Genomic DNA, 21,009 nt, shown 5'->3' with positions numbered 1-21,009 from the left:
TACTGGTTCTTTTATGCAACTCGGTCTACTCTGCAACTGAGTTGCTTTTGTCGGGGAGGTGAGCTGATGACGACGCCCGCGCCGGCCGTACGGAACCCAGCAGCGCTGGTGGTGTTGCTCTTCGGGTCGACGTTGGGGGTGATGGCCGGGTCGACGATCGTGCCGGTGCTGGAGGTGATCCGCAGCGACCTCGGCGTGAGCGGTACGGCCGCGGGCCTGATCATCACGGCGCACGGTTTGGCGATCGCGGTCTCCAGCCCGCTGGTGGGCTGGCTGATCGACCGTCTCGGCGTGCGCCCGGTCCTGGCCGGCGGGTTGGTTCTCTACGGGCTCGCCGGAGGCGCGGGGCTGTTCATCACCTCCTATCCCGTGTTGATCGCGAGCCGCCTGGTGTTCGGGGTTGGTGCGGCGACGGTGTTCAGCGGCACCACGGTCGCGCTGCTGGGGCTTTACCGCGGCGCCCTGCGGGATCGGGTGATGGGCTGGCGCTCCGCCACCACCAGTCTGGGCGGGCTGGCCTGGCCGTTGCTGGCCGGCGCGGTCGGCGGCATCTCCTGGCACGCCGCGTTCGCGGTCTACCTGGTCGGCATTCCGCTGGGCCTCGCGACCATGGTGGCACTGCCGAACTCCCACCCGAAGCCCGCCGAACGCGGGCCGCATGGCGGGATGCTCGCGCTGCTACGCGCTCGCCCGGCGTTGCTCGGGTTGTACGCGCTCATGGTCACAACCGCCCTGCTGATGTATGCACTGGCGGTGTTCCTGCCGCAGCGCCTGGCGCAGGTCGGCGTCACCGAGCCATTCCTGGTGTCGATGTTCACCGTCGGTTCGTCCGCTGCGATGAGCGTGGTCGGGCTGGTGTACGCGCGCACCCGTGCCCGGCTGGGTTATGACGTCCTGTTGCGGGTGTCGGCGGCGTTGTGGGTGGGCACGTTCGTCATCCTCGGGGTCACGGATGCCCCGGCTGTGATCGCAGTGGCGCCCGTGCTGTTCGGACTGGGCAACGGGCTGGCGTTTCCCGCGCTGACCGTGCTCGTCGGGGAGGCGGCACCGCCGGAGCTGAGGGGACAGACGGTCGCGCTGTCGGCGACGGGTTCGTTCGCCGGCCAGTTCCTCTCGCCGCTGTTGTTGGGGCCGTTGATCGGCGCGACCACGATCACCACCGGGTTCCTCGCCGCGGCGTGCCTGGCCGGCCTCGTGTTGCTGCTCTTGCTGGCGACGAGGGTGCCGGCGAACGACTCGAGTTCGGCAAAGGTATAGGTCTTAGCAGTGCCGTGACCGCATGCGATCAACGGAAGGACAACGAGAACGACTCCCCCACTTGCCCAGGAAAATCCCGGCGATGAGCAGGACGTCTCCGCGATCACGGAAATCTCGGCCGAATTGATGGCCGCGTTCGCAGAGCACGACGCCGTGAAGTTCGGGCCCGGTTCACCGCGGACATCGTCTTCACCGCAGTCAACGGTGTATGCTTCACCAGCTGGGAAGACATCCACGCCTACCACAAGGAACGGCTGTACCACCACGCCGAGGGCATCCGCACGTGGTACGAGATCGACCGCATCACCTTCCCCGCGCCGGGCGTTGCGATCGCGTTCGTCCGGCAGCCGGTGACCACCGAGCACGGCGCGCGCACGAACGTCGGAACCTGGGTCTTGTCCAAAAAGGATGAACAATGGTGGATCTGCGCCATCCAGAACACCGCCGTCGCCCAGAACTGAGGGTGAAAGCCTCGGGTCAGGCCTCGCGTGACGGGGGCGCCGGTGGCGGCGTGCGCACCATGGCGCCGGCCACGGTGACGGCCAGTGGAAGCGCGGTCATGACGAGCAGGATGGGCCGGTAGGTGGTGGCGTGGTCGCGGCCGAGCGCGAGGAGCAGGGGCCCGAAGGCGGAGGCGCCGACGGTGACCGAGTGCACGACTCCGCGGATCGCCCCGAGGTGGCGCAGTCCGAAGCAGCGGGGGAAGGCGACCGCTTCCAGGGTGCGGATGCCGTTGCCGCAGGCGCCCAGTGCCAGGCCGTAGAGCACGGCGGTGAATCCCGGCGTGAGCCAGCCGGCACCGGCGGTGGCCAACGCGAGAGTGGCCATCGTGGTGATGATCAGAAGGCGGTCGGAGAAGCGGTCGGCGAGCCAGCCCAGACCGAAGGTGGCGATGAGGCCGGCGATGGTCTGAGGCAGGAAGGTCGCGGCGGCTTCGGTGGCGGTGAGGCCGCGTTCGCCGAGCAGGGACTGCTGGTGGAAGTTCAGCCCGGTGGCGACCAGCGCGCAGGTCCCGACACCGGCGGTGACGACCCAGAACATCCCGGTGCGCATCGCCTGTGCGAGTGTCCAGTCCACCGGCGGCAGGGAGCTGCCGGGCGCGGTTTCAGCTTCATCATCGGGCGTGCGCGCGGGTGGCCGGCGCGGCAGCAACAGGAGCGCGGCGGGAACGACGAGCAACCACACCGCCACGCCTTCGGCGATCCAGACGTGGCGCCAGCCCCAGTCCGAGACCAGCCGTTCCAGCAGCATCGGCGTGAGCGAGATCCCGGCGGTACCGATCGCCGAGGCGACGCCGATGGCGAAGCCGCGGCGGCGGTGGACGTAGATCGCGACGGTGGTGGTGGCGACCAGGTTCAGAGCGCCCTGACCGCCGACCCGGATGCCGATGAACGCGGCGGTCAGCCCGGTGATCTCGCTCGCCGCGGTCGACGCGATGAGAATGGCACCGAAACACAGCGCGATGCCGGCCATGATGCGGCTGGGGCCGAAGCGGTCGATCAGGCGGCCGAGGAAGGGCATGACGAACGCCCCGGACAGCGACCCGATCAGGTACGCGGTCGACACCGCGGAGCGGGACACACCGAGGTCGTGGATGATCGGATCGACGAACACCGACACCGCCGCGGTTTGCCCGGGAGCGGTGAGCGCCAGTGCAACCGACGCCGCCGCGATCACCCGTGGCAGGTGCGCACGTCCCGTTGCGCCGGAAGCCAGGGGTGGTCTCGGGGCAGTTGCGCCGGAAGACAAGGTCGAAAATCCTTTCCGTGTGTCGGGGCACGGCGGCTGGGCGGGTCGGCGTGCCCGAGCCGCGATGCGCCCCGCCACGGAGGCGCGAATCTCGGTCAGGTGAGCATGTATGTCGCGGGACGGGCCAGGCGATCGATCCGCCTGAGTGGACGGCGACTGCACACCCGGCGAGCGGGGCGTCCGAAGGACAAGATCGCGCACAGGGTCGATGCGAGCCCAGTACTGTGATCAGTTTATCGCGACCAGGAGGTAGTGGCGCGGGGGTCGTGATGGAGGTCTCGCCGCCGCGTCGCGCCATCCGGACGATCGTCAGCGACGTCGATACTGTCACGTGAGGGTATCGTTGGCGGCGTCAGCGCCGGGTGGACGGTGCGTTGGCGTGACGAGCCTGCAGGAAGGACCCGGGCGTGGGCGAGCAGATGCAGATCGGTGAGGTGGCCGAGCGCACCGGGCTGTCCCTGCGCACGATCCGCTACTACGAGGAAGTCGGGCTGGTCGTGCCCAGCGCCCGCAGCCAGGGCGGGTTCCGGCTCTACACCGAGCCCGACATCGACCGGTTGCAGCTGATCAAGCGGATGAAGCCACTGGGGTTCCAGCTGGAGGAGATGCGCGATCTGCTGGCCATCCTCGACCCGACGCCGGACGGCCCGGAGATCGCCGACCCGGCCGCGCGGCTGGCGGAGTTCAGCGAAACCGCCACGAAGGCGTGCGAGGACCTGCGCGCGAAACTGGTCATCGCCGAGGAGTTCGCATCGCTGCTGCGCACGCACATCACGGCCGCGCGCCGTCAGCACCCCACCGGTGTGCAGCCGCGACGCTGACCCGCCGCCCCTGGGGCCACCCGCTCAGCCGCCCTCGGCGACCAAGGATTCGAGCACCAGTCCGGGATGGGCGCGCAGCAGGATCCGCAGGTCCATCTCTTCGGCGAACAGAGCCAGTTCGGCGCCGTCCAGGCGGGTGAGAACCTCGCTGCGGCGCCCGGCGTCGACGATGGACCGCTGAGCGGGATCGGCGAGTCGCCGGACGGCGTGGTACGGCAACGGTTCCAGCCGGATGGGCGAGGTGAACTCGGTCGCCATCCGGTGTGCGGCGACCTCGAACTGCATCGGCCCGACCGCGGCGAGCACCGGCGCGGCGTCCCCGCGCCGGTCCGAGCGCAGCACCTGGACCACGCCTTCCGCGCCGAGTTGTTCGACACCCTTGCGGAACTGTTTCGCGCGGCCGAGATCGGCGGGCCGGGCGACCGCGAAGTGCGCGGGCGCGAAACTGGGCAGCCCGGGAAACCGCACCGGCGGCTTGCCGGTGTAGAGGGTGTCGCCCACGCGCAGGGCGGTGGCGTTCACCAGGCCGATGACGTCGCCGGGGAAGGCGGTGTCGAGCGTGGACCGTTGCTGCCCGAACACCTGCTGGACGTACTTGGTGGCGAACGGCTTCCCGGTGGAGGCGTTGGTGACGACCATCCCCCGTTCGAACACGCCGGAGCACACCCGGGCGAACGCCACCTGGTCGCGGTGCGCCGGGTCCATGCCGGTCTGCACCTTGAACACGAACGCCGAGAACGGGGAATCCAGGGCTCGCGTCGCACCGTCGGTGTCGGTACGCGGGGTGGGCCGGGGTGCGAGTTCGACCAGCAGGTCGAGCAGGTGGCGGACGCCGAAGTTGCGGACCGCCGCGCCGAACAGCACCGGGGTCGCCGTGGCGTCGAAGAACCGGGCCACCTCGAACTCGCCGCCGGACGCCCGCAGCAGTTCGGCCTCCTCCACCGCCTGGGCCCACTCGTCCCCGAGATCGGCGGCGGCCTGCTGGGGGGTGAGACGCTCCTCGGGGGCGACAGTCGCCCCGCCCGCGGTGTGCTGGTAGCGGATGAAGTCGCCGCTGGGGACGTCGAGTACGCCACGCAAGTGGCCGGCAACCCCGACCGGCCAGGTCAACGGCATCGGCTGCAGTCCGATCCGCTGGGTCAGTTCGTCGCACAGCTCCAGCGCTTCCCGCCCGGGCCGGTCCCACTTGTTGATGAAGGTGATCACCGGGATACCCCGGTAACGGCAGACGTCGAACAGTTTCAGCGTCTGCGGCTCCAGCCCCTTGGCTGCGTCCAGCAGCATGACCGCGGAGTCCACCGCGGACAGGACCCGGTAGGTGTCCTCGGAGAAGTCCGCGTGGCCAGGGGTGTCCAGCAGGTTGATCACCGTGTCGCCGTAGGCGAACTGCAAGGCGGCGGACGTGATGGAGATTCCGCGCGTGCGCTCCATCTCCATCCAGTCCGAAGTCACCCCGCGCCGCCCCGCCTTGCCGTGCACCGCACCCGCCTCGGAGATGACGTGCGCATGCAGCGCCAGCGCCTCGGTGAGCGTGGACTTGCCCGCGTCGGGATGGCTGATGACCGCGAAGGTCCGGCGACGCCCGGCTTCGGCGAGAATCTCCACCCGCTGGACCTGGGTTGTACTGCTTGCCGTCACACGCAACTCCTGCCGGCCGGTACCGGCCCGATCGCTCCACTGACTGACAGCCCTAAGTCTACCCTCACGTGAGGGTACAGTAGGATCGGGTCTGCTCATGACGGGAGCATTCGCCGGTGGGGTGATTCGTCACCCCACCGGTTCCCGCGCTGCGGACTCACGTCTGCACGCCGGGCCAGAACACCTGGTGGAACCGGTCCCGCTGGGGCACGCACAGGTACTCCCCGGAGGGGAACGTCTGCGCGTGGCCGTCGAGCGTGCCACCGGCGGCCCGCTCGATCCGGATGGTCACCGGCTCAGGGACCAAGTGCCGATCCCAGCCCCGCCAGCCCATCAGTACTCCCTCATCGTGCGGATGCACCAGGACGTCCTCGGCCCGCTCCCACTGCCCGGTGCCGCAACGGAAAGCCAGTTCGCCACGCAGGGCCCAGCGCTCGGCCGCGTGGTCGTACCAGTCGTGCGACGACGAGAGGGCGACTGCCGGGGCAGGGTGCAGAACCAGGCTCGCCGGGCTGGCCAGCGTGCCGGCCGTCGCCGGGGCGAGCACGCCGCACCGCCAGAAGGCCGCGCATCGCCGAGCGGCTGCCGTCAGGGACTCGTGTCCGGGGACCACCACCCGAATGTCGGCGGCGACCGGGATCTGCCCGAAGCCCGGTATGACAGGCAGCTCGAGCAGTGACCAGCCGCGGACGTCCGCACCGGCGCGCACGGCATTCCGGATCTGGCGGCTGTCGTGGTCGAAGTCGCGGACGACGGCGACGCGTCCCGTACCGATGTTCTCCGGCCACAGGCGATGCTCAGCCTCCGCGCCCAGGAGATAGGACACCGTGCGCCTGAGGGAGCGCAGCCGTACCTGGCGACTGCGGCCGGCGTCGAACCAGGCGCTGTGCAGCCGGATGGTCATCGGAAACCGGCCCGGGAGCGGCCCTCCGCGGGCGAACTCGATGGCTCGGGTCCGCGTCCTACCGGTGTGCCGAATCCTCGCCGGCGCGGTCGTGAACACCGGCGGCCGATCAACCGAGCCACGGGCCGCCGAAGCGGCAGGACGACCAGGAGCGTGACGACCCCACCGAGCGCCAAGCCCGCAGCCACGTCGTGCGGGTAGTGCACACCGACGACCACACGCGACAACGCGGCCAGAACTGCGACGGGAACCACCCAGAAGACCGCTGCACGGCAGACGAGAACCACGGCGACCCCCGCGGCGCCGGCGACCACCGAGTGATTGCCGGGAAACGACCAATCGCCGGGCGGCGGACACCCGACGATCGTCGCCTGGATGAGCGCGGCACACGGTCGCTGCTCGCGCACCACGGAGTTGAGGGCTTCACCGACCAGGTAGGCCACCGCAACGCCTGCGGGACCGAGCACGGCAACGGCGAGTGCTCGCGGGTCGCCGCGGCGGGTCCGCCACCACACACCCAGCATGCCGACCGCGAACACGATCACCACCGCGTCCGTTGCGATCGCGGCGAACTGACGCAGCCAGTCGGGCATGTCCAGGGCGAACCCGGTGATTGCGCGGTACCACAGCACGCTGATGGCCGGCACGTCCAGTCCGGCGAACCTACCCGGGCCGCTCAACCGTCGACCTTCGTCGTCGCGGCGGTCAAGCGCGTCCGGCACTCATGCAGGGTCGCCAGGAAGTCGTGCGCGGCGTCCAGGCGGGCGCGCAGTTCGTCACACCGGTGGTCAGCGGTGCGGCTGAAGTCCCGCAGCACATCGAGCCGTTCCTCCTCGGTGGCCTGCCCCGCCGGAGCATCAGTCGCGTCCGGTATGAGCAAGGACAGCAGGTCACGCATCTCATCGAGCCGGAAACCGAGCACCTTCATCTGCCGGATGAGGCGCAGGCGCCGAAGATCCGCTGCGGTGTAGAGCCGGAACCCACCCCGGCTGCGGGTGTCCGGCCGGACGAGCCCGACCTCCTCGTAATGCCGGATCGTGCGCAAGGACAGCCCGCAGCGCTCGGCCACCTCGCCGATCTGCATGTGTCCGCTCACGTCAACCTCGTTCCGTAACCACGGTTCACCGGCGCCACCGGGTGTGACAGTGGCGACGGTCGGCACGTCGCGCCGGGGGGAGGGGTGAGCGCGACCGCGGCCACTGTCGGGGGCAGTGGAAACGAAGGTGCCGACCGTCTCCGCGACTCTACTCTAACGTGAGGGTACTGTGCATGGCGTGGCCAACATCAAGAGATCATCGCCGCCACAGAGCACGAACGCCGCGACGAGGTGGTGCAACTGCTGAACCGGCCCCCTCGCGCACGTTCGGACACGTCTGCGACCTGTGAGCCTTCGTGCCCGATGTCCCGCTCGACGACTGAGACCCCTTTTGACAGAGCCAACGAAGCCGGGTTTCATACTCTCACGTAACGTGAGAGTATGAACTCTCCAGCCCGGTCCGCGATGACCCGCCCGCCCTCACTTCCCGACGATGCACTACGCATCGTCGCCTTGGGCGGACTGGGCGAGATCGGCCGGAACATGACCGTGTTCGAGCATCAGGGCGCCCTGCTGGTCGTCGACTGCGGGGTCCTCTTCCCCGAGGAGCACCAGCCCGGGGTGGACGTGATCCTGCCGGACTGGACCGCGTTCCGTGACCGGCTCTCCGACATCACGGCGATCGTGCTCACGCACGGGCACGAAGATCACCTCGGTGCGGTGCCGTACCTGCTGGCCGAGCGGCCCGACGTCCCGGTCATCGGTTCCCGGCTGACCTTGAGCTTTCTGTCCGCCAAGCTCGCCGAGCACCGCATCACCCCGACCTTGATCGAAGTCCGGGAAGGAGAACGGCTCGACCGCGGTCCCTTCGCACTGGAATTCCTCGCGGTCAACCACTCCATCCCGGACGGTCTCGCCGTCGCTGTGCGCACCCGGGCCGGCCTGGTGCTGCACACCGGCGACTTCAAGATGGACCAGTTTCCGCTGGACGAGCGCATCACCGACCTGCGCGGCTTCGCCCGCCTCGGCGAGGAGGGCGTCGATTTGTTCCTGGTGGACTCCACCAACGCCGACGTCCCCGGGTTCACCACCTCCGAGCGGGAACTGACTCCGGCTATCGAGGCCGTGTTCCGCACCGCGCCGCGCCGGGTGATCGTCTCCAGTTTCGCCAGCCATGTGCACCGCATCCAGCAGGTCCTCGACGCCGCTCACGCTCACGGCCGGAAGGTGGCCTTCGTCGGCCGGTCCATGGTCCGCAACATGGGTCTGGCGCTGCAGCTGGGCTACCTCACCGCACCGGACGGTCTGATCGTCGACGCGCGGGCGCTGGATCGCCTGCCGGACGACAAGGTGACCCTGGTCTGCACCGGATCGCAGGGCGAGCCGATGGCCGCGCTTGCCCGCATGGCCACGGGCCGTCACGACATCGACGTCGGTGACGGGGACACCGTACTGCTGGCCAGTTCCCTCATCCCCGGCAACGAGAACGCCATCTACCGGATCATCAACGGACTGACCGCACGCGGTGCGAACGTCGTGCACAAAGGCAACGCCAAGGTGCACGTGTCCGGGCACGCCAGCGCCGGCGAACTGGTCTACTGCTACAACATCGTCCAGCCGTCCAACGTCGTGCCGGTCCACGGTGAAGCGCGACACCTCAAGGCGAACGCCGATCTGGCGGTCAGCACCGGTGTCGCGCGTGATCGTGTTCTCATCGCAGGCAATGGCGAAGTCGTCGATCTGCACGACGGGCGCGCCACGATCACCGGCACCGTCCCGGTGCGCGAAATCTACGTCGACGGCCACACCGTCGGCGTGCTGACGGAGGATTCCCTGGCCGAACGGCGCGCCCTCGCCCAGGACGGCGTGCTGACCGTGATCGCGCTCATCGATCCCGACACCGGCTTGCTCGCCGAGACGCCCGGCTTCATCGCCCGCGGGTTCGCACCCGACGAGTCGGCGTTCGACTCCCTGGCCCCGGTTCTGGAGAAGGCCCTCGCCGGTGCGGCCGAACGCGCCGTCACCGCCACCGACGAGCTCGAACGCCGGATCGTGCGGGCCACGGAATCCTGGGCACGCAAGACGCTGCACCGCCGGCCGGTCGTCATCCCCGTCCTGATCGACGCCTGAGCCGGCGGACGCCTCGTCCAGGCGACCCACGTTCACGGTGGGCTGTGGGCATCACAGCGGCCGGGTGGGCCGGGGTCAGGATTGCCGCGGCTCCGTCGCGATGTAGATGGTGGCGGTTGCCTGCCTGTCCTGCAACGGGTTGGCGAACGTGACGACCTCGGCCCGCGCCTGCGCGAATGCCGAGTCCAGGGCCGAAAGGAATTCGTCGTCGGGCGGGTCGTTCGACCACAGGCCGAAGACGCCACCGGGACGGAGGTGCCCGGCCAGGCGCTGCGCTCCCGCCGGTTCGTAGAACTCCCGATGGCTGGGATGCAGCACGTGACGCGGAGAGTGGTCGATGTCCACCGCGATGGCGTGGAACCGCCGCCCAGGCGCGGCCGGGTCGAGTCCGTCCGGCGACCGGAGCATCGCGAAGAGGTCGCCGTGCACGAGCCGGCACCGCCGATCCGACGTCAACGCCGGCTCGGTCGGTATCAACCCGTTCTCGTGCCACTCGGCCACCACGCCCAGGGCCTCCACCACCGACAGCGACCGCACCCGCGGGTCGGCCAGCACCGCCTGCGCGGTGTAGCCGAGACCGAGGCCACCGACCACGACATCCACGTTCGCGCCGGGTGCTTCAGCCAGCACCCGGCGAGCCAGCTCCGTTTCGGCGACGGTGAACAGGCTCGACATCAGGAACTCGTCGTCGAGCTTGATCTCCAGCACCTCCCGCGCCACCGTCGCGTCCCAGCGCCGGCGCAGAACGAGCTCGCCCAAGGGGGTCGAACGCCAGTCGAGCTCCTCGAAACGCCTGCTCATCGAAACCCCTCAGGTCCATCGCCGCGAACATCCACACAGTAGGCCCTACCGTCACGTGAGAGTAGGTTAAGGGTCATGGACGTGGCGGTGGCCGGGGCGCAGCCAGAGACCATGGGCGACCGGCTCGATCCGCTCAACGGGGGCTGGTGAACGTCTTTCGCGCCCTGCTGCGCGGCGCCGATCCCTCCGCGGGGAGTCTCAGCCCGCTGGCCTCGGACACCGGAGACCTGTCGTCATGGTCAGCGGCTCCGACCGGGGCAGTCCCGCGACCCGCGCCGGTGTGGTCGTGCTCGACGGCCCGTCCGCCCGTGCATCGACCGGCCGGGTGAGCCTCGTCTTGGCCACCCACCACACCGTCGTCGCGGCCGCGCAACACCTCGCCGTGCGCTGCCACGCACCGATCGTGTCTCCGGACCGCCGGTATGTTTCGCCGGGTTCCCTGCACTTGTGGTTGCGGCCGGAACTCGCATTGATCCTGACCGGCCCGGACGCGCGACAGGAGGTCGTCCTGCGCGGCCTGCAGCTACGCGACGTCGCAGACACCGAGCACCCGGTCCTGGTCGACGTGTTCGCTCGCCCCTCGGGTAGCGGTGTGCTGCTCGGGGTGACTGACGGCGAGGGCGCGACGGTCGAACTCTGCGGCGGACCGCGAGTCGTCCGGGCGCCGGCGCCCACTGCGGCGGTCCTGGACGGCATCACCCGGACCGTGGCACCGGGGACGTACCGCATCGACCTGGCCCACCCGCCGCTGTACCGGCTCCACGCCGAGCCGGTGGCCCGACCCGAGACCGGCTGCACCCCATGCCCATCGCCGCCCAGCCCATCACCCGCGACCGAACGCGCGGACTACTCCTGGGGCTCGGACTCGGGACGCCTTCGGCGCCCCGGTCCAGGGCCGTGACAGCGCCGGCCCCGTAGGCCTCGTCGCCGAGGAGCCGGCACCCACCGCGCTCGCCCACACCGCCGACATCGAACTCGTTCCCGTCCTCGCCGGACACCGCGACACCGCGGTGCTGAGCGAGGACCTGCTCGCCCGCGAAACTCGCCCAGGCCTGGCGGGCCGAGTCCTGGCGCGGTCACGGCCCCGGCACACCGAAGGTTTTCGGGCTGATCAACGCCGGTGTCCCCTGGTTTGCGGCCACTCGTGCCTTTCACCACGGGGCCGGATCAACCGGCAACGGCGCCGCCATGCGGGTCGCGCCGGTCGCACTGGCCGGCACGAGCCTGCACCACACCGCCGAACTCGCCCGGCGCAGCGCCGCGGTCACCCACGCCCACGAACACGGACAACATGCCAGGCCGCCGCGGCCTACCTGGCCCTGCGCAGCGACCCGGCACGCCCCTGGCGTGCCGGCATTCCTGCAGGACCTCGCGCAGGTGGTGCGCTCCGGCGCCTCCGCCCTGCCCCGGGTGGCTGCGGCGGTTGACCGTGGCCGGACGACTCCAGGTCCTGGCCGACCGCCTCAGCTGAGCCGGTCCGGTTCACCGGGCACGTCAGGGGATACCGGCGCCTGCCATATCAGAGGCGGTCACTGCGCATCGCAGTCGAACGACAGGTCCGGCAGTTCCGACAGCAGATCCATCAGTGACTCGAACCGCCTGTCCGGAAGCCGGTTCAGCGCGGCGAACACCGCGGGCCGCGCCCGGCCGGCCGGCCGGCGCAGCATTGAGCAAGTCCGGCACGCCCGGTCGGTCCGCGACGAAAGCGTCTTCCACGTGGACACAGAATTCCGGCACCGTGACCGGCGCTGTCGGCGAGCCGGCCACGCCTTCGGTGCTCATCTCCCACTTCCCGTCGGCTGGTTCCGTCGGCTGATCGACACGGCCCGCTGGCGTGTCCCGCCTGCCGGGTCAGCTCATCCCCGCGGCTGCCGGGGGATCGCGGAGAGGCCCCCGTCGGGCTTCGCGAACTCCAGGAAGCGCGAGACAGGTCCGGTGTGGGTGAGGTGGAGCTCGTGCATGGCCCTGGTGCAGGCGATGTAGAGCATGCTCTTGTCCATCTCGTTGGCGTAGTTCTCCTCGTCCACCTGCGGGACGATCACCGTGTCGAACTCCAGTCCCTTGGCGATGTGTGCCGAGGTGATGACGATGCCACCGGCGAACGCTGTGCTGTCGTAGTCGAGCAGGGCCAGTTCGGCACCGGCTTGCGACAGGGCGTGGTGGAGTGTCTTCGCCTGGGCGACGGTTTTGCAGATGATGCCGAGGGAGCGGTGGTCGCTGTGACTGTGCTGCCTGACCAGGGCCAGGATCTGCGCCTCCTGGTCCTGCTGGTTCGCGCAGGCGATGACCTGGGGTGGTCGTCCGTGCCGCTCGATCGGGACGAGCTTGTCGTTGCGGGAGATGCGCTGGGCGAAGTCGGTGATCTCGGTCGTGGAGCGGTAGCTCTTGCACAGCTCCAGGCAGTCGGCCTCGGGGAAGATGCTGCGGATCGTCGACAGCGACGAGGAGCTGAACGGGTTCACCGACTGGTTCCTATCACCCAGGATCGTCATCTTGCAGGAGAACAGCTCGCGCACCACGGCGTACTGGATGGGCGCGTAGTCCTGCATCTCGTCGACCAGCAGGTGACGGATGTGGCGGTAGCTCTCCTGCCGGGCCGTCTTGATCATCGTGTAGACCAGCGGGAACACGTCGGCGTACTCGATCTTCTTCCGGCCGAGTGGCTTGAACAATCGCCGACGGTCCGGGTGGGCCGCGTAGAACGCCTTGTAGAGCGCGAAGGCGTCCTTGTCGGCGAACATGGCGCGGACCTGCTTGCGGACGCTGCCGGTGTCGGCAGCGGTCCACTTGGCACCGCGGTCTGTCACCTGCTGTTTGAGCAGGTGCACGGCGCGGCCGGCCACGCCGTCGAGCCGTGTGAAGATCGGAAGGTCGCGTAGTTCGGCGAAGGTGTCCGCGACCCAGTCGACGGAGAGGCGGTGGCGCTTCTGTTCGATCTCCGCCGGGGTGAACCCCTCCCGGGTCCGGGAAGAGATCCACTCGTCGAGGCGGGTGACGAACTCGGGCATCGCCTTGTAGCGCATGCGCTCCGCCGCCGCCTCGTCGACCCGGTCGAGGAGGTCGACGACCTGTTCGCTGAAGGTCTCGTAGCCGGTGACCTTCGCGAGAAACCTGCCGGCGATCTTGTCGAAGTCGATCTCGGCGATCTGCTCCTCACCCAGCTCGGGAAGCACGTTGGCGATGTAGTCACCGAACACCTTGTTGGGAGAGAGGATCATCACGTTGTCCGAGGAGAGGGTGTCCTTGAAGCGGTAGAGCAGGAACGCCACCCGGTGCAGGGCGATCGACGTCTTTCCGGAGCCCGCCACCCCTTGCAGGATCAGCACCTGCGCGGTCTCGTTGCGGATCACCGCGTTCTGTTCCCGCTGGATGGTCGCGACGATGTTGCGCATCTTGTCGTCGGCGGACCGGCTCAGCTCCCGCTGCAGGACGTCGTCGCCGATGCTCAGCGAGCTGTCGAACATGTACTCCAGGTGCCCGCCGGAGATCTTGTACTGGCGCTTGCCGGTGATCGCGCCGCGCACAGTGCCCTCGGGCGCCTCGAAGTGCGCCTCCCCCGCCTCGAAGTCGTAGTAGAGGCCGGCCACGGGTGCCCGCCAGTCGTGAATCACGATCTCCTGGGACTCGGGATCCGAGAGGCTGTGCACGCCGATGTAGTGGGCGCCGGCGTCCCGTTCGGCGTGACGGCGGAAGTCGACGCGCGCGAAGTAGGGAGACTCCAGCAGACGCTCGATGCGTTTCCTCGTCCGCATCGCGTGTTCGCCGAGGGTGACGGACAGGTTCACCGACTCGCGAAAGTTCGCCTTCTCGGCGAAGTCCATGTCACGCAGGTTGTCCCACATGTACCGCTTGTGCTCGTCCACGGTGCTGACCGACTTGTCGATCGACGCGTTCAGCCGCTCCAGCTCCGTGGTCAGCAGACGCACCGCCTCGGCCAGATACCGGCGCTCCTGCTCCTCGTCGCGTGACTGCACGTCCGTCAATGCCGTCTCCGGGTCGGTCGCCCACACAAAACCTACTGTCACGTTAGAGTAGAGTACCAGGGCCGGGCAGCGAGAGGCGAGCGCGACGTGGGTGCGTGATTCCGCCCTCATTTGAACTTGGGCGCCGCGACAGGCGTCGATCTCTCGTCTAACGTGAGGTGAGAGTTGCCGACGACGGTGGCGATCGCGTCACCGGACCGCCGGGGTCACCGAAGCCCCCGACTCCGTTATCGAGCCGAGGAGCTTCCCGTGCCTACCGAGCAGGTGCCGTGACCCAGTCGAGCTAGTCCGCGTCCGTCAATGAAGTCTTCCGGACCGGCGACGGTATCCGCGCCAGTCCCCCGGCAGTTTCTTCACGCCGCGCCACAGTGGTGCGGGAATGTTTTCGCGCCCGACGGGCGCCCGAGCATGTCAGGTTGTTTTCTCTTGTCGAATCTCTTGTCGCCGATCCCTGCGCGTATGCGTGGCGTTCGCCCGTCGTGGTTGTCGCCCAAGGTCGCCCGCATCGAGGTACTGGGCGGGCTGGTGGTGGCGCTGGCGTTGATCCCGGAGGCGATCTCGTTCTCCATCATCGCCGGGGTCGATCCCAGCGTGGGCCTGTTCGCGTCGTTCACCATGGCCGTGGTCATCTCGGTCGTCGGCGGGCGCGCGGCGATGATCTCCGCCGCCACCGGAGCCGTCGCTCTGGTGGTCGCCCCGCTCGCCCGGGAACACGGCCTGGGCTACCTGATCGCCGCGGTCATCCTCGGCGGGCTGTTCCAGATCGTGCTCGGCTCGCTCGGCGTGGCCCGGCTGATGCGGTTCGTCCCGCGCAGCGTCATGGTCGGCTTCGTCAACGCGCTGGCCATCCTGATCTTCCTCGCGCAGGTCCCCGAGCTGATCGACGTGCCGTGGCCGGTGTACCCGCTGTTCGCCGGCGGGCTCGCAGTCATGATCCTGTTCCCCAAGCTCACCAAGGTGATCCCCGCGCCCCTGGTGTCCATCGTGGCCCTCACCGTGCTGACCGTGGCCGCCGGAATCGCCGTCCCCACGGTCGGCGACAAGGGCGCCCTGCCCTCCTCGCTGCCGGTCCCGGGCCTGCCTGACGTGCCGTTCAGTGTCGACACGCTCAGCACCATCGCCCCCTACGCGCTGGCGTTCGCGCTGGTCGCGCTGATGGAGTCGCTGATGACCGCGAAGCTGGTCGACGACATCACCGACACCCACTCCAACAAGACCCGCGAGGCGATCGGGCAGGGCATCGCCAACGTCGTCACCGGCTTCTTCGGCGGCATGGGCGGCTGCGCAATGATCGGCCAGACCATGATCAACGTCAAGACCGCCGGCGCCCGCACCCGGCTGTCCACGTTCCTGGCCGGGGTCTTCCTGATGGTCCTGTGCCTGGCCTTCGGCCCGGTCGTCTCCCAGATCCCGATGGCCGCGCTGGTCGCGGTGATGGTCCTGGTCGCCGTCGGCACCTTCGACTGGCACTCGATCGCCCCGGCCACCCTCAAACGCATGCCCATCGGCGAGATCACCGTCATGGTCGTCACCGTCGCCGTCGTCGTGGCCACCGACAACCTCGCCATCGGCGTGGTCATCGGCTCGATCACCGCGATGGTCATCTTCGCCCGCCGGGTCGCCCACCTCGTCGAGGTCACCGCGGCCACCGATCCCGACGGCACCCAGGTCGTCTACGCCGTCACCGGCGAGCTGTTCTTCGCCTCCAGCAACGACCTCGTCTACCAGTTCGACTACACGGGCGACCCGGACACCGTGATCATCGACCTCACGGACGCCCACATCTGGGACGCCTCCACCGTCGCCGCCCTCGACGCCATCACCACCAAGTACGCCTCCCGCGGCAAGACCGTGGAGATCGTCGGTTTGAACAAGCACAGCGCCCGCATGCACGGCAAGCTCTCCGGGGAACTCACCGGCAGCCACTGACAGCGGTGGGATCACGCCGCCGGTGTTGCCAACATCGGTGGCGTGACTGCCGGGTCGGCTTTGAGTCGTGAGCGAGATGGGTTCCCGGCAGCTCCTTGATCGCATGGCGGGCCCGCGGCCCGCCATTCCTCCTGACACGAACCAGCGCATCGTCAACGGAGGAAGGAGTGCACACGCATGACCGACGTGCGTTTCGACCACACGATCATCGCCGCCAAGGACAAGTACGAGTCCGCGCGGTTCTTCACCGATATCTTCGGTCTTCCCGAGCCGCAGGAATCAGGGTTCTTCCTGGCCGTGTACCTGTCCGACGGCCGGGTGCTCGACTTCGCCGAGCCGCCCATCGACTTCCCCGGCCAGCACTACGCGTTTCAGGTCGACGACGACACCTTCGACCGGATCATGGACCGCATCCACGCGCGGGGTGTCACGTACTGGGCCGGTCCGCGCATGCTGCAGCCGGGTGAGATCAACACCAACCACGGCGGGCGGGGCGTCTACTTCGACGACCCGTCCGGTCACCACCTGGAAGCGCTTTCCGCCCGCTACGAGGGCCACCCCAGCCTCACCTGAGGGCCCGTGGGCTGCGCCGGGGCCCCTCCCCGCGCGGCCCGCACCCCCGGAACACTGCATCACCGCGCTGGGGACGATTTCGGTCGGTGCCCGCGAGGCGCGGTGCGTGCCGGTTCCGGATCGGCCCGGAACAGCCGGTCGAGGTGACGGCACAGCACGGCTTCGGCTCCCCCGACCGTGCGTTGTCCGATCAGGACACTGGTGCCGAGGCCGTGGTTGAGCGCCAGCAGGTGCGCCACCTCGGTGGCGACATCCGCACCCGGCACCAGCTGACCGTCCGACGCGGCGCGCGCCAACGCCTCGGTGAGTTGTCGTTCGAGGTCGTTCACCCCGGCGACGAACGGTTCCCCGGCGAGTTCGGGGTCGGTCATCGCCAGTACCGCGTACGACGTGCCGACCAAGTGGAACACGCGACTCCGCTCGTCGGTGGGCAGGGCTTCGGCGAGGAACGCCTCGATGAACTCGCGCGGCGACACCGGGTCCGGCAGATCGGACAGGCGTTGCGCCCACCGCTGGTGGCTTTGCCGCTCCAGATGCCGCAGCGCCCCCAGCATCAGCTGAGCCTTGGTCTCGAAGTAGTACTGCACCAGCCGCAGCGAGATCCCCGCCTCGGTCGCGACCGCCCGCATCGTCACCGCATGCAGACCGTCCCGCCCGGCGACCCGCACCAAGGCCTCCGCGATCTGGGCACGGCGCTCGGCATGGTCCACCGTCCTCGGCACTCGGCACCTCCCCGCCCCGCTTTTGGTACAACTGTATAGGGTACAGGCGTATCAGATAAGGGTTCGCTGGAGGTGACCGGTTGGGGACACGGGAGGCGCCGGATCGCGATCCGGCAGCCGGAATGCCGAGCGGACGACACCCAGGGGGCCGGCAGCGGGCCGTGCTGGCGCTGGCCTGTGCGGCGCAGTTCATGGTGGTGCTCGACATTTCGGTCGTCAACGTCGCGCTGCCGTCGATCCAGCGAGCACTGGGGTTCGACGACTCGGGCCTGCAATGGGTGATCAACGCCTACGCGTTGACCTTCGCCGGCTTCCTTCTGCTCGGCGGCCGGTTCGCGGATCTGTTCGGCCGGAAGCGGGTCTTCGTCCTCGGGCTGGTCCTGTTCTCCGGCGCCAGCCTGGCCGGCGGGCTGGCGAACTCCGCACCCCTGCTCATCGTCGCGCGCGCTGTGCAGGGCGTGGGCGCGGCGGTCCTCGCCCCGGCCACCCTCACGGTGCTCACCACGACCTTCGCCGAAGGTGCCGCGCGGGCGCGAGCCCTGGCCATCTGGACCGCCGTCGGAATAGCCGGCGGCACGGCAGGCAACCTGATCGGCGGAGTACTCACCGAATTCCTGTCCTGGCGCTCGATTCTGCTGATCAACGTCCCGATCGGCGCCATCGCCATCCTCCTGACCGCCCGCTCGCTGACCCCGGACGACGAAGCCGGGCGACGGGGCCGTCTCGACGTCGCGGGCGCGATGCTGGCCACCGGCGGACTCGCGGCGCTGACTTACGGCATCGCCCATGCCAACGACGACGGCTGGGCCGCACCGTCCACGATCACCGCCCTCACCGGTGGCGCCGCCGCCGTGGCGTTGTTCATCGTGGTCGAGGCCCGCTTCGCCCGTGCGCCGTTGATCCCGCTACGCCTGTTCCGATCGCGCGCGATCTCGGCGGGCAACGTGGCCATGGTGCTGGCCGGTGCCTGCCTGAACCCGATGTGGTACTTCCTGACCCTGTACATGCAAACGACCCTGCACTACAGCCCCGTGCAGACCGGCCTGGGCTTCCTCCCGCACACGCTCGTCGCGATCGTCATCGGCGTGCGCGTCACACCCTGGCTGATGCGCCGCCTCGACAACCGGGCGCTCATCGTCGCCGGAGCAGTGATCGCCGCAGCCGGGTTTTGGTGGCAGAGCCGGAGCACCGCCGACAGCGGCTATCTGTCCGGAATCCTCGGACCGGCGATCGTGTTCTCGACCGGCAGCGCGCTGCTCAACACCCCGATCACCACCACCGTCACCTCCGGCATCGACGCCAAGGACGCCGGCGCCGCCTCCGGACTGATGAACACCACCAAACAGTTCGGCGGCGCCCTCGGCCTCGCCGTACTGGTCACCATCACCGGCAACCACCTCGACACCCCGCCCGCACCCGCCGCGGCCTACGGACGCGCATTCCTGACCATCGCGGCGATCCTGGTGGCCGTCGCCGTGGTCGCGCTCACCCTCCCCGACAGCGGACGACCAGGGCCGCCAGCAAGCCGAGAACCGAGGACGCCGCGACATGACCTCGGCCACGCACAAGATCACGAGCACCCGCCGCATCCCGGCGGGCGACAGCGACGCATTCTCCGCCGGCACCAGGGACGGTCGAGGGCGCAGCAGCGTGGTCAGCTCCGGCTCGTCGAACAGCCCGGACTCGGTCAGCTGCCCCCGCTCCGCCCTGGCGTGATCACCGGCTAGGACGAAGGCATGGCCACTGGGATCGCGACGTTCGAGACCACCATCCCCCAACCGGGCCGAGCTGGACGCAAAATGGTTGATACGACAGCAGCAGTGTGTGATCTTGGTGGGCGTGTCGTGATCATGGGGGCGGCCACGGCGTGATCAAACTTCAAGGTGTGTTGGATCTCGAAGAAGACGCGGTGGCCGCGTCGTGGACCGTAGTTGATGATCGTCTCGCCCGCTGGCGGGCCGGGTTCGACGACATGTTCGCGCTGGTCGCGGGTCGTTTCGCGCAAGCGGACTCCCGCCGCCGGGCCCGGATGTATCTGCTCTACTCCCACGTGACTGACGTCATAGTGGAGTCGATGCTGGCTGCGCTGCAGCGCCGCTGGGAGCTGGACGGCGGATGGACGTGGGACGCACACGCCGGTCAGGAGGCGGATGCGGCGTGACCACTTCGGATTCGCGGAAGTGGGTCAGGACACCCTGCTACCCGCAAACGCCGACGGCCTGCCGACGATGGTCGTCGACAGGCCGTCTGAACAGCTGAAATAGCGAGTGGGCGATACTGGGATCGAACCAGTGACCTCTTCGGTGTGAACTATGTTCGCGTAGCCGCGCTGACCTGCAGAAATGAGACTCCCGCAGGTCAGCGCGGGTTGTTCAGGTCCGTTGGATGTCGTTCCGGCCGGTTCAGCGCACAGTACTGCTCCCAGCTTGCTCCCCACAGCGCTCCCCGTCGCGCGACACGGCTGTATCCAGGGCGGCAGTCTGAGTTCGGCAGCGGGCGTTCATGCCAGTGCCCTGCTTGCCTTGTGCAACACCTCGGGGTGGCGCGTCGATGACACCGGCGGCGGCGGTGGTGGTGAGAGGCGTCGTAGATCGTGACCACCGGGTCGAGTTCGCCGATCGCGTCGAGGATCTGCTTGCGCCGCGCGTCGCCCTTGCTTGGTGAAGTGGATCCGCCACTGGCGAGGCATGACCTGGCGAGCGGTGGCCAGGTTGCCGGGCAGCTGAGCGGCCGCGGTGACGAGGCAGCCGTTCTCCTTGGTCTCGTCGACGAACACGTGCGCAGGGGCATCGCTCGATTCTCCTCGATGCCTCCGACACGATCGGGGTCCCGCGCACTCCTGACCGGGTGCGCTGATCTCCGGAGCGATGCCCGTGAGCGCCGCCCGGGAGTGGTGCGCGCGGACGCGGGACACGGGCAGGGCGAACGGGGTAGGTCATGCCGGGTGGTCAGGCGCCGAGGCGGCTGTAGAGGCGGCTGGCCAGGGACGCGGCCAGCCGGTTCAACGGGGCCGGTGGATCGAGCTGCGCGAACTGGCCGAGCAGTTCCGCCGCGGCATAGGCCTCGGCCTCCGACAGCAACGCTACGCACCGCTCCCGCCGCCCCTGCTCGAGCAGTCGTGTCAGGGCTTCGGCGTACTCGTCCACGTCGTGTAGCCCGACCAGGCCGTATCGCTCCTCGAGCGGCTCCTGTGTGACCTCGTCGCTCATGGTCGGGTGCCCTCTTCCTTGCATCTGACTCGCGTCTGAAAATCTATGCTGACCGGAGTAGACATTCAACCGCAGGCGTGTGTAATGTTCTCCTCGCACCGAGAGAGACAACGTCAAGCAAGCGTGGGAGAGAACGTAACTACCCGCGAAGTGAGACACGAGGGCCAGGCAGCACGGAGCCGATCAAGGAACAGGGTTCCGGCTGGTGGTCAGGAGCAGTGCCCCGGGGCCGGGTTGTGAAGAGGTTTGATCAGGTA

General features: G+C 68.9%; 19 protein-coding genes and 1 pseudogene. 9 read left to right on the top strand and 11 right to left on the bottom strand.

Features of this window, described 5'->3' with window-relative positions:
* Positions 1-66: 66 nt before the first annotated feature.
* Positions 67-1,257 carry an MFS transporter gene (locus L1857_RS19285; RefSeq protein ID WP_116114760.1) on the top strand — a complete coding sequence of 397 codons (1,191 nt, stop codon included), beginning with the start codon at positions 67-69 and terminating at the stop codon, positions 1,255-1,257.
* A gap of 238 nt (positions 1,258-1,495) precedes the next feature.
* On the opposite strand, the gene L1857_RS19280 is transcribed toward L1857_RS19285, so the two are convergent.
* Both L1857_RS19280 and L1857_RS19275 read right to left on the bottom strand, forming a co-directional pair.
* On the bottom strand, positions 1,496-1,690 hold the full coding sequence (locus L1857_RS19280) for a hypothetical protein (RefSeq protein ID WP_162831252.1): 195 nt from the start codon (positions 1,688-1,690) through the stop codon (positions 1,496-1,498).
* A gap of 44 nt (positions 1,691-1,734) precedes the next feature.
* Positions 1,735-3,168 (bottom strand): MFS transporter, encoded by a 1,434-nt coding sequence (locus tag L1857_RS19275; protein ID WP_198958233.1) that lies wholly within the window; start codon positions 3,166-3,168, stop codon positions 1,735-1,737.
* 257 nt (positions 3,169-3,425) lie between these two features.
* On the opposite strand from L1857_RS19275, the gene L1857_RS19270 reads away from it, so the two are divergent.
* Positions 3,426-3,827, top strand: a complete 402-nt coding sequence (locus tag L1857_RS19270) for a MerR family transcriptional regulator (RefSeq protein WP_167481601.1) — start codon at positions 3,426-3,428, stop codon at positions 3,825-3,827.
* 24 nt (positions 3,828-3,851) lie between these two features.
* On the opposite strand, the gene L1857_RS19265 is transcribed toward L1857_RS19270, so the two are convergent.
* From L1857_RS19265 to L1857_RS19250, 4 genes are all read right to left on the bottom strand, one after another.
* The gene (locus tag L1857_RS19265; RefSeq protein WP_240323434.1) at positions 3,852-5,465 is read right to left on the bottom strand and encodes a peptide chain release factor 3; all 1,614 of its coding nucleotides are present in this window, start codon (positions 5,463-5,465) and stop codon (positions 3,852-3,854) included.
* 157 nt (positions 5,466-5,622) lie between these two features.
* Positions 5,623-6,369 (bottom strand): hypothetical protein, encoded by a 747-nt coding sequence (locus L1857_RS19260; protein ID WP_094005540.1) that lies wholly within the window; start codon positions 6,367-6,369, stop codon positions 5,623-5,625.
* Complete coding sequence (locus L1857_RS19255; RefSeq protein WP_205413413.1) at positions 6,366-7,091, bottom strand: phosphatase PAP2 family protein; 726 nt, start codon at positions 7,089-7,091, stop codon at positions 6,366-6,368. The genes L1857_RS19260 and L1857_RS19255 overlap by 4 nt, the downstream gene beginning before the upstream one ends.
* Positions 7,046-7,453, bottom strand: coding sequence for a MerR family transcriptional regulator (locus L1857_RS19250; protein ID WP_094005539.1), 408 nt, complete (start codon positions 7,451-7,453; stop codon positions 7,046-7,048). Before L1857_RS19250 ends, L1857_RS19255 begins: the two co-directional genes overlap by 46 nt.
* A gap of 393 nt (positions 7,454-7,846) precedes the next feature.
* Between L1857_RS19250 and L1857_RS19245 the strand changes: the two genes are divergently transcribed.
* Positions 7,847-9,535: a ribonuclease J gene (locus L1857_RS19245; protein ID WP_205413414.1), complete on the top strand. Its 1,689-nt coding sequence runs from the start codon at positions 7,847-7,849 to the stop codon at positions 9,533-9,535.
* 75 nt (positions 9,536-9,610) lie between these two features.
* Here the strand turns inward: L1857_RS19245 and L1857_RS19240 are convergent, their stop codons facing one another.
* Complete coding sequence (locus tag L1857_RS19240; RefSeq protein WP_116114766.1) at positions 9,611-10,336, bottom strand: spermidine synthase family protein; 726 nt, start codon at positions 10,334-10,336, stop codon at positions 9,611-9,613.
* Between the two features lie 280 nt (positions 10,337-10,616).
* Here L1857_RS19240 and L1857_RS19235 point away from each other — a divergent pair, with 280 nt between their 5' ends.
* Together L1857_RS19235 and L1857_RS35730 are read left to right on the top strand one after the other, a co-directional pair.
* Positions 10,617-11,237: a hypothetical protein gene (locus L1857_RS19235; RefSeq protein WP_162831253.1), complete on the top strand. Its 621-nt coding sequence runs from the start codon at positions 10,617-10,619 to the stop codon at positions 11,235-11,237.
* Between the two features lie 143 nt (positions 11,238-11,380).
* A pseudogene (locus tag L1857_RS35730) lies at positions 11,381-11,620 on the top strand (ADP-ribosylglycohydrolase family protein); the annotation flags it as partial.
* Between the two features lie 245 nt (positions 11,621-11,865).
* Here the strand turns inward: L1857_RS35730 and L1857_RS19230 are convergent.
* Positions 11,866-12,003, bottom strand: coding sequence for a hypothetical protein (locus L1857_RS19230; RefSeq protein ID WP_162831254.1), 138 nt, complete (start codon positions 12,001-12,003; stop codon positions 11,866-11,868).
* A gap of 189 nt (positions 12,004-12,192) precedes the next feature.
* On the bottom strand, positions 12,193-14,361 hold the full coding sequence (locus tag L1857_RS19225; protein WP_240323435.1) for a HelD family protein: 2,169 nt from the start codon (positions 14,359-14,361) through the stop codon (positions 12,193-12,195).
* Between the two features lie 417 nt (positions 14,362-14,778).
* Here L1857_RS19225 and L1857_RS19220 point away from each other — a divergent pair, with 417 nt between their 5' ends.
* Together L1857_RS19220 and L1857_RS19215 are read left to right on the top strand one after the other, a co-directional pair.
* Complete coding sequence (locus tag L1857_RS19220) at positions 14,779-16,248, top strand: SulP family inorganic anion transporter (RefSeq protein WP_240323436.1); 1,470 nt, start codon at positions 14,779-14,781, stop codon at positions 16,246-16,248.
* Between the two features lie 177 nt (positions 16,249-16,425).
* Positions 16,426-16,821, top strand: a complete 396-nt coding sequence (locus L1857_RS19215) for a VOC family protein (RefSeq protein ID WP_116114771.1) — start codon at positions 16,426-16,428, stop codon at positions 16,819-16,821.
* A 59-nt stretch (positions 16,822-16,880) separates the two neighbouring features.
* Here L1857_RS19215 and L1857_RS19210 read toward each other — a convergent pair whose 3' ends face one another.
* A complete protein-coding gene (locus tag L1857_RS19210) occupies positions 16,881-17,543 on the bottom strand; it encodes a TetR/AcrR family transcriptional regulator (protein WP_094005531.1) in 663 nt (220 codons plus the stop codon).
* Between the two features lie 122 nt (positions 17,544-17,665).
* Here L1857_RS19210 and L1857_RS19205 point away from each other — a divergent pair, with 122 nt between their 5' ends.
* Complete coding sequence (locus L1857_RS19205) at positions 17,666-19,270, top strand: MFS transporter (protein ID WP_249465805.1); 1,605 nt, start codon at positions 17,666-17,668, stop codon at positions 19,268-19,270.
* A gap of 158 nt (positions 19,271-19,428) precedes the next feature.
* On the top strand, positions 19,429-19,704 hold the full coding sequence (locus L1857_RS19200; protein WP_116114773.1) for a hypothetical protein: 276 nt from the start codon (positions 19,429-19,431) through the stop codon (positions 19,702-19,704).
* A 787-nt stretch (positions 19,705-20,491) separates the two neighbouring features.
* Here L1857_RS19200 and L1857_RS19195 read toward each other — a convergent pair.
* Positions 20,492-20,752 carry a hypothetical protein gene (locus tag L1857_RS19195; protein WP_094005529.1) on the bottom strand — a complete coding sequence of 87 codons (261 nt, stop codon included), beginning with the start codon at positions 20,750-20,752 and terminating at the stop codon, positions 20,492-20,494.
* Positions 20,753-21,009 lie beyond the last annotated feature (257 nt).

The sequence above is a fragment of the Amycolatopsis thermalba genome (genome assembly GCF_023376025.1).
Taxonomy (GTDB): Bacteria; Actinomycetota; Actinomycetes; order Mycobacteriales; family Pseudonocardiaceae; genus Amycolatopsis_E; species Amycolatopsis_E thermalba.
This window is presented reverse-complemented; position numbering and strand designations above follow the sequence as displayed.

What these genes read in the sequence shown, in the direction of transcription:
- L1857_RS19240 (WP_116114766.1), bottom strand. Translation starts at nt 10,336, where the DNA reads ATGAGCAGGCGTTTCGAGGAGCTCGACTGGCGTTCGACCCCCTTGGGC.
- L1857_RS19245 (WP_205413414.1), top strand. Translation starts at nt 7,847, where the DNA reads ATGAACTCTCCAGCCCGGTCCGCGATGACCCGCCCGCCCTCACTTCCC.
- L1857_RS19250 (WP_094005539.1), bottom strand. Translation starts at nt 7,453, where the DNA reads ATGCAGATCGGCGAGGTGGCCGAGCGCTGCGGGCTGTCCTTGCGCACG.
- L1857_RS19215 (WP_116114771.1), top strand. Translation starts at nt 16,426, where the DNA reads ATGACCGACGTGCGTTTCGACCACACGATCATCGCCGCCAAGGACAAG.
- L1857_RS19205 (WP_249465805.1), top strand. Translation starts at nt 17,666, where the DNA reads ATGCCGAGCGGACGACACCCAGGGGGCCGGCAGCGGGCCGTGCTGGCG.
- L1857_RS19270 (WP_167481601.1), top strand. Translation starts at nt 3,426, where the DNA reads ATGCAGATCGGTGAGGTGGCCGAGCGCACCGGGCTGTCCCTGCGCACG.
- L1857_RS19280 (WP_162831252.1), bottom strand. Translation starts at nt 1,690, where the DNA reads ATGGCGCAGATCCACCATTGTTCATCCTTTTTGGACAAGACCCAGGTT.
- L1857_RS19220 (WP_240323436.1), top strand. Translation starts at nt 14,779, where the DNA reads ATGCGTGGCGTTCGCCCGTCGTGGTTGTCGCCCAAGGTCGCCCGCATC.
- L1857_RS19260 (WP_094005540.1), bottom strand. Translation starts at nt 6,369, where the DNA reads ATGACCATCCGGCTGCACAGCGCCTGGTTCGACGCCGGCCGCAGTCGC.
- L1857_RS19230 (WP_162831254.1), bottom strand. Translation starts at nt 12,003, where the DNA reads ATGCTGCGCCGGCCGGCCGGCCGGGCGCGGCCCGCGGTGTTCGCCGCG.
- L1857_RS19195 (WP_094005529.1), bottom strand. Translation starts at nt 20,752, where the DNA reads ATGAGCGACGAGGTCACACAGGAGCCGCTCGAGGAGCGATACGGCCTG.
- L1857_RS19285 (WP_116114760.1), top strand. Translation starts at nt 67, where the DNA reads ATGACGACGCCCGCGCCGGCCGTACGGAACCCAGCAGCGCTGGTGGTG.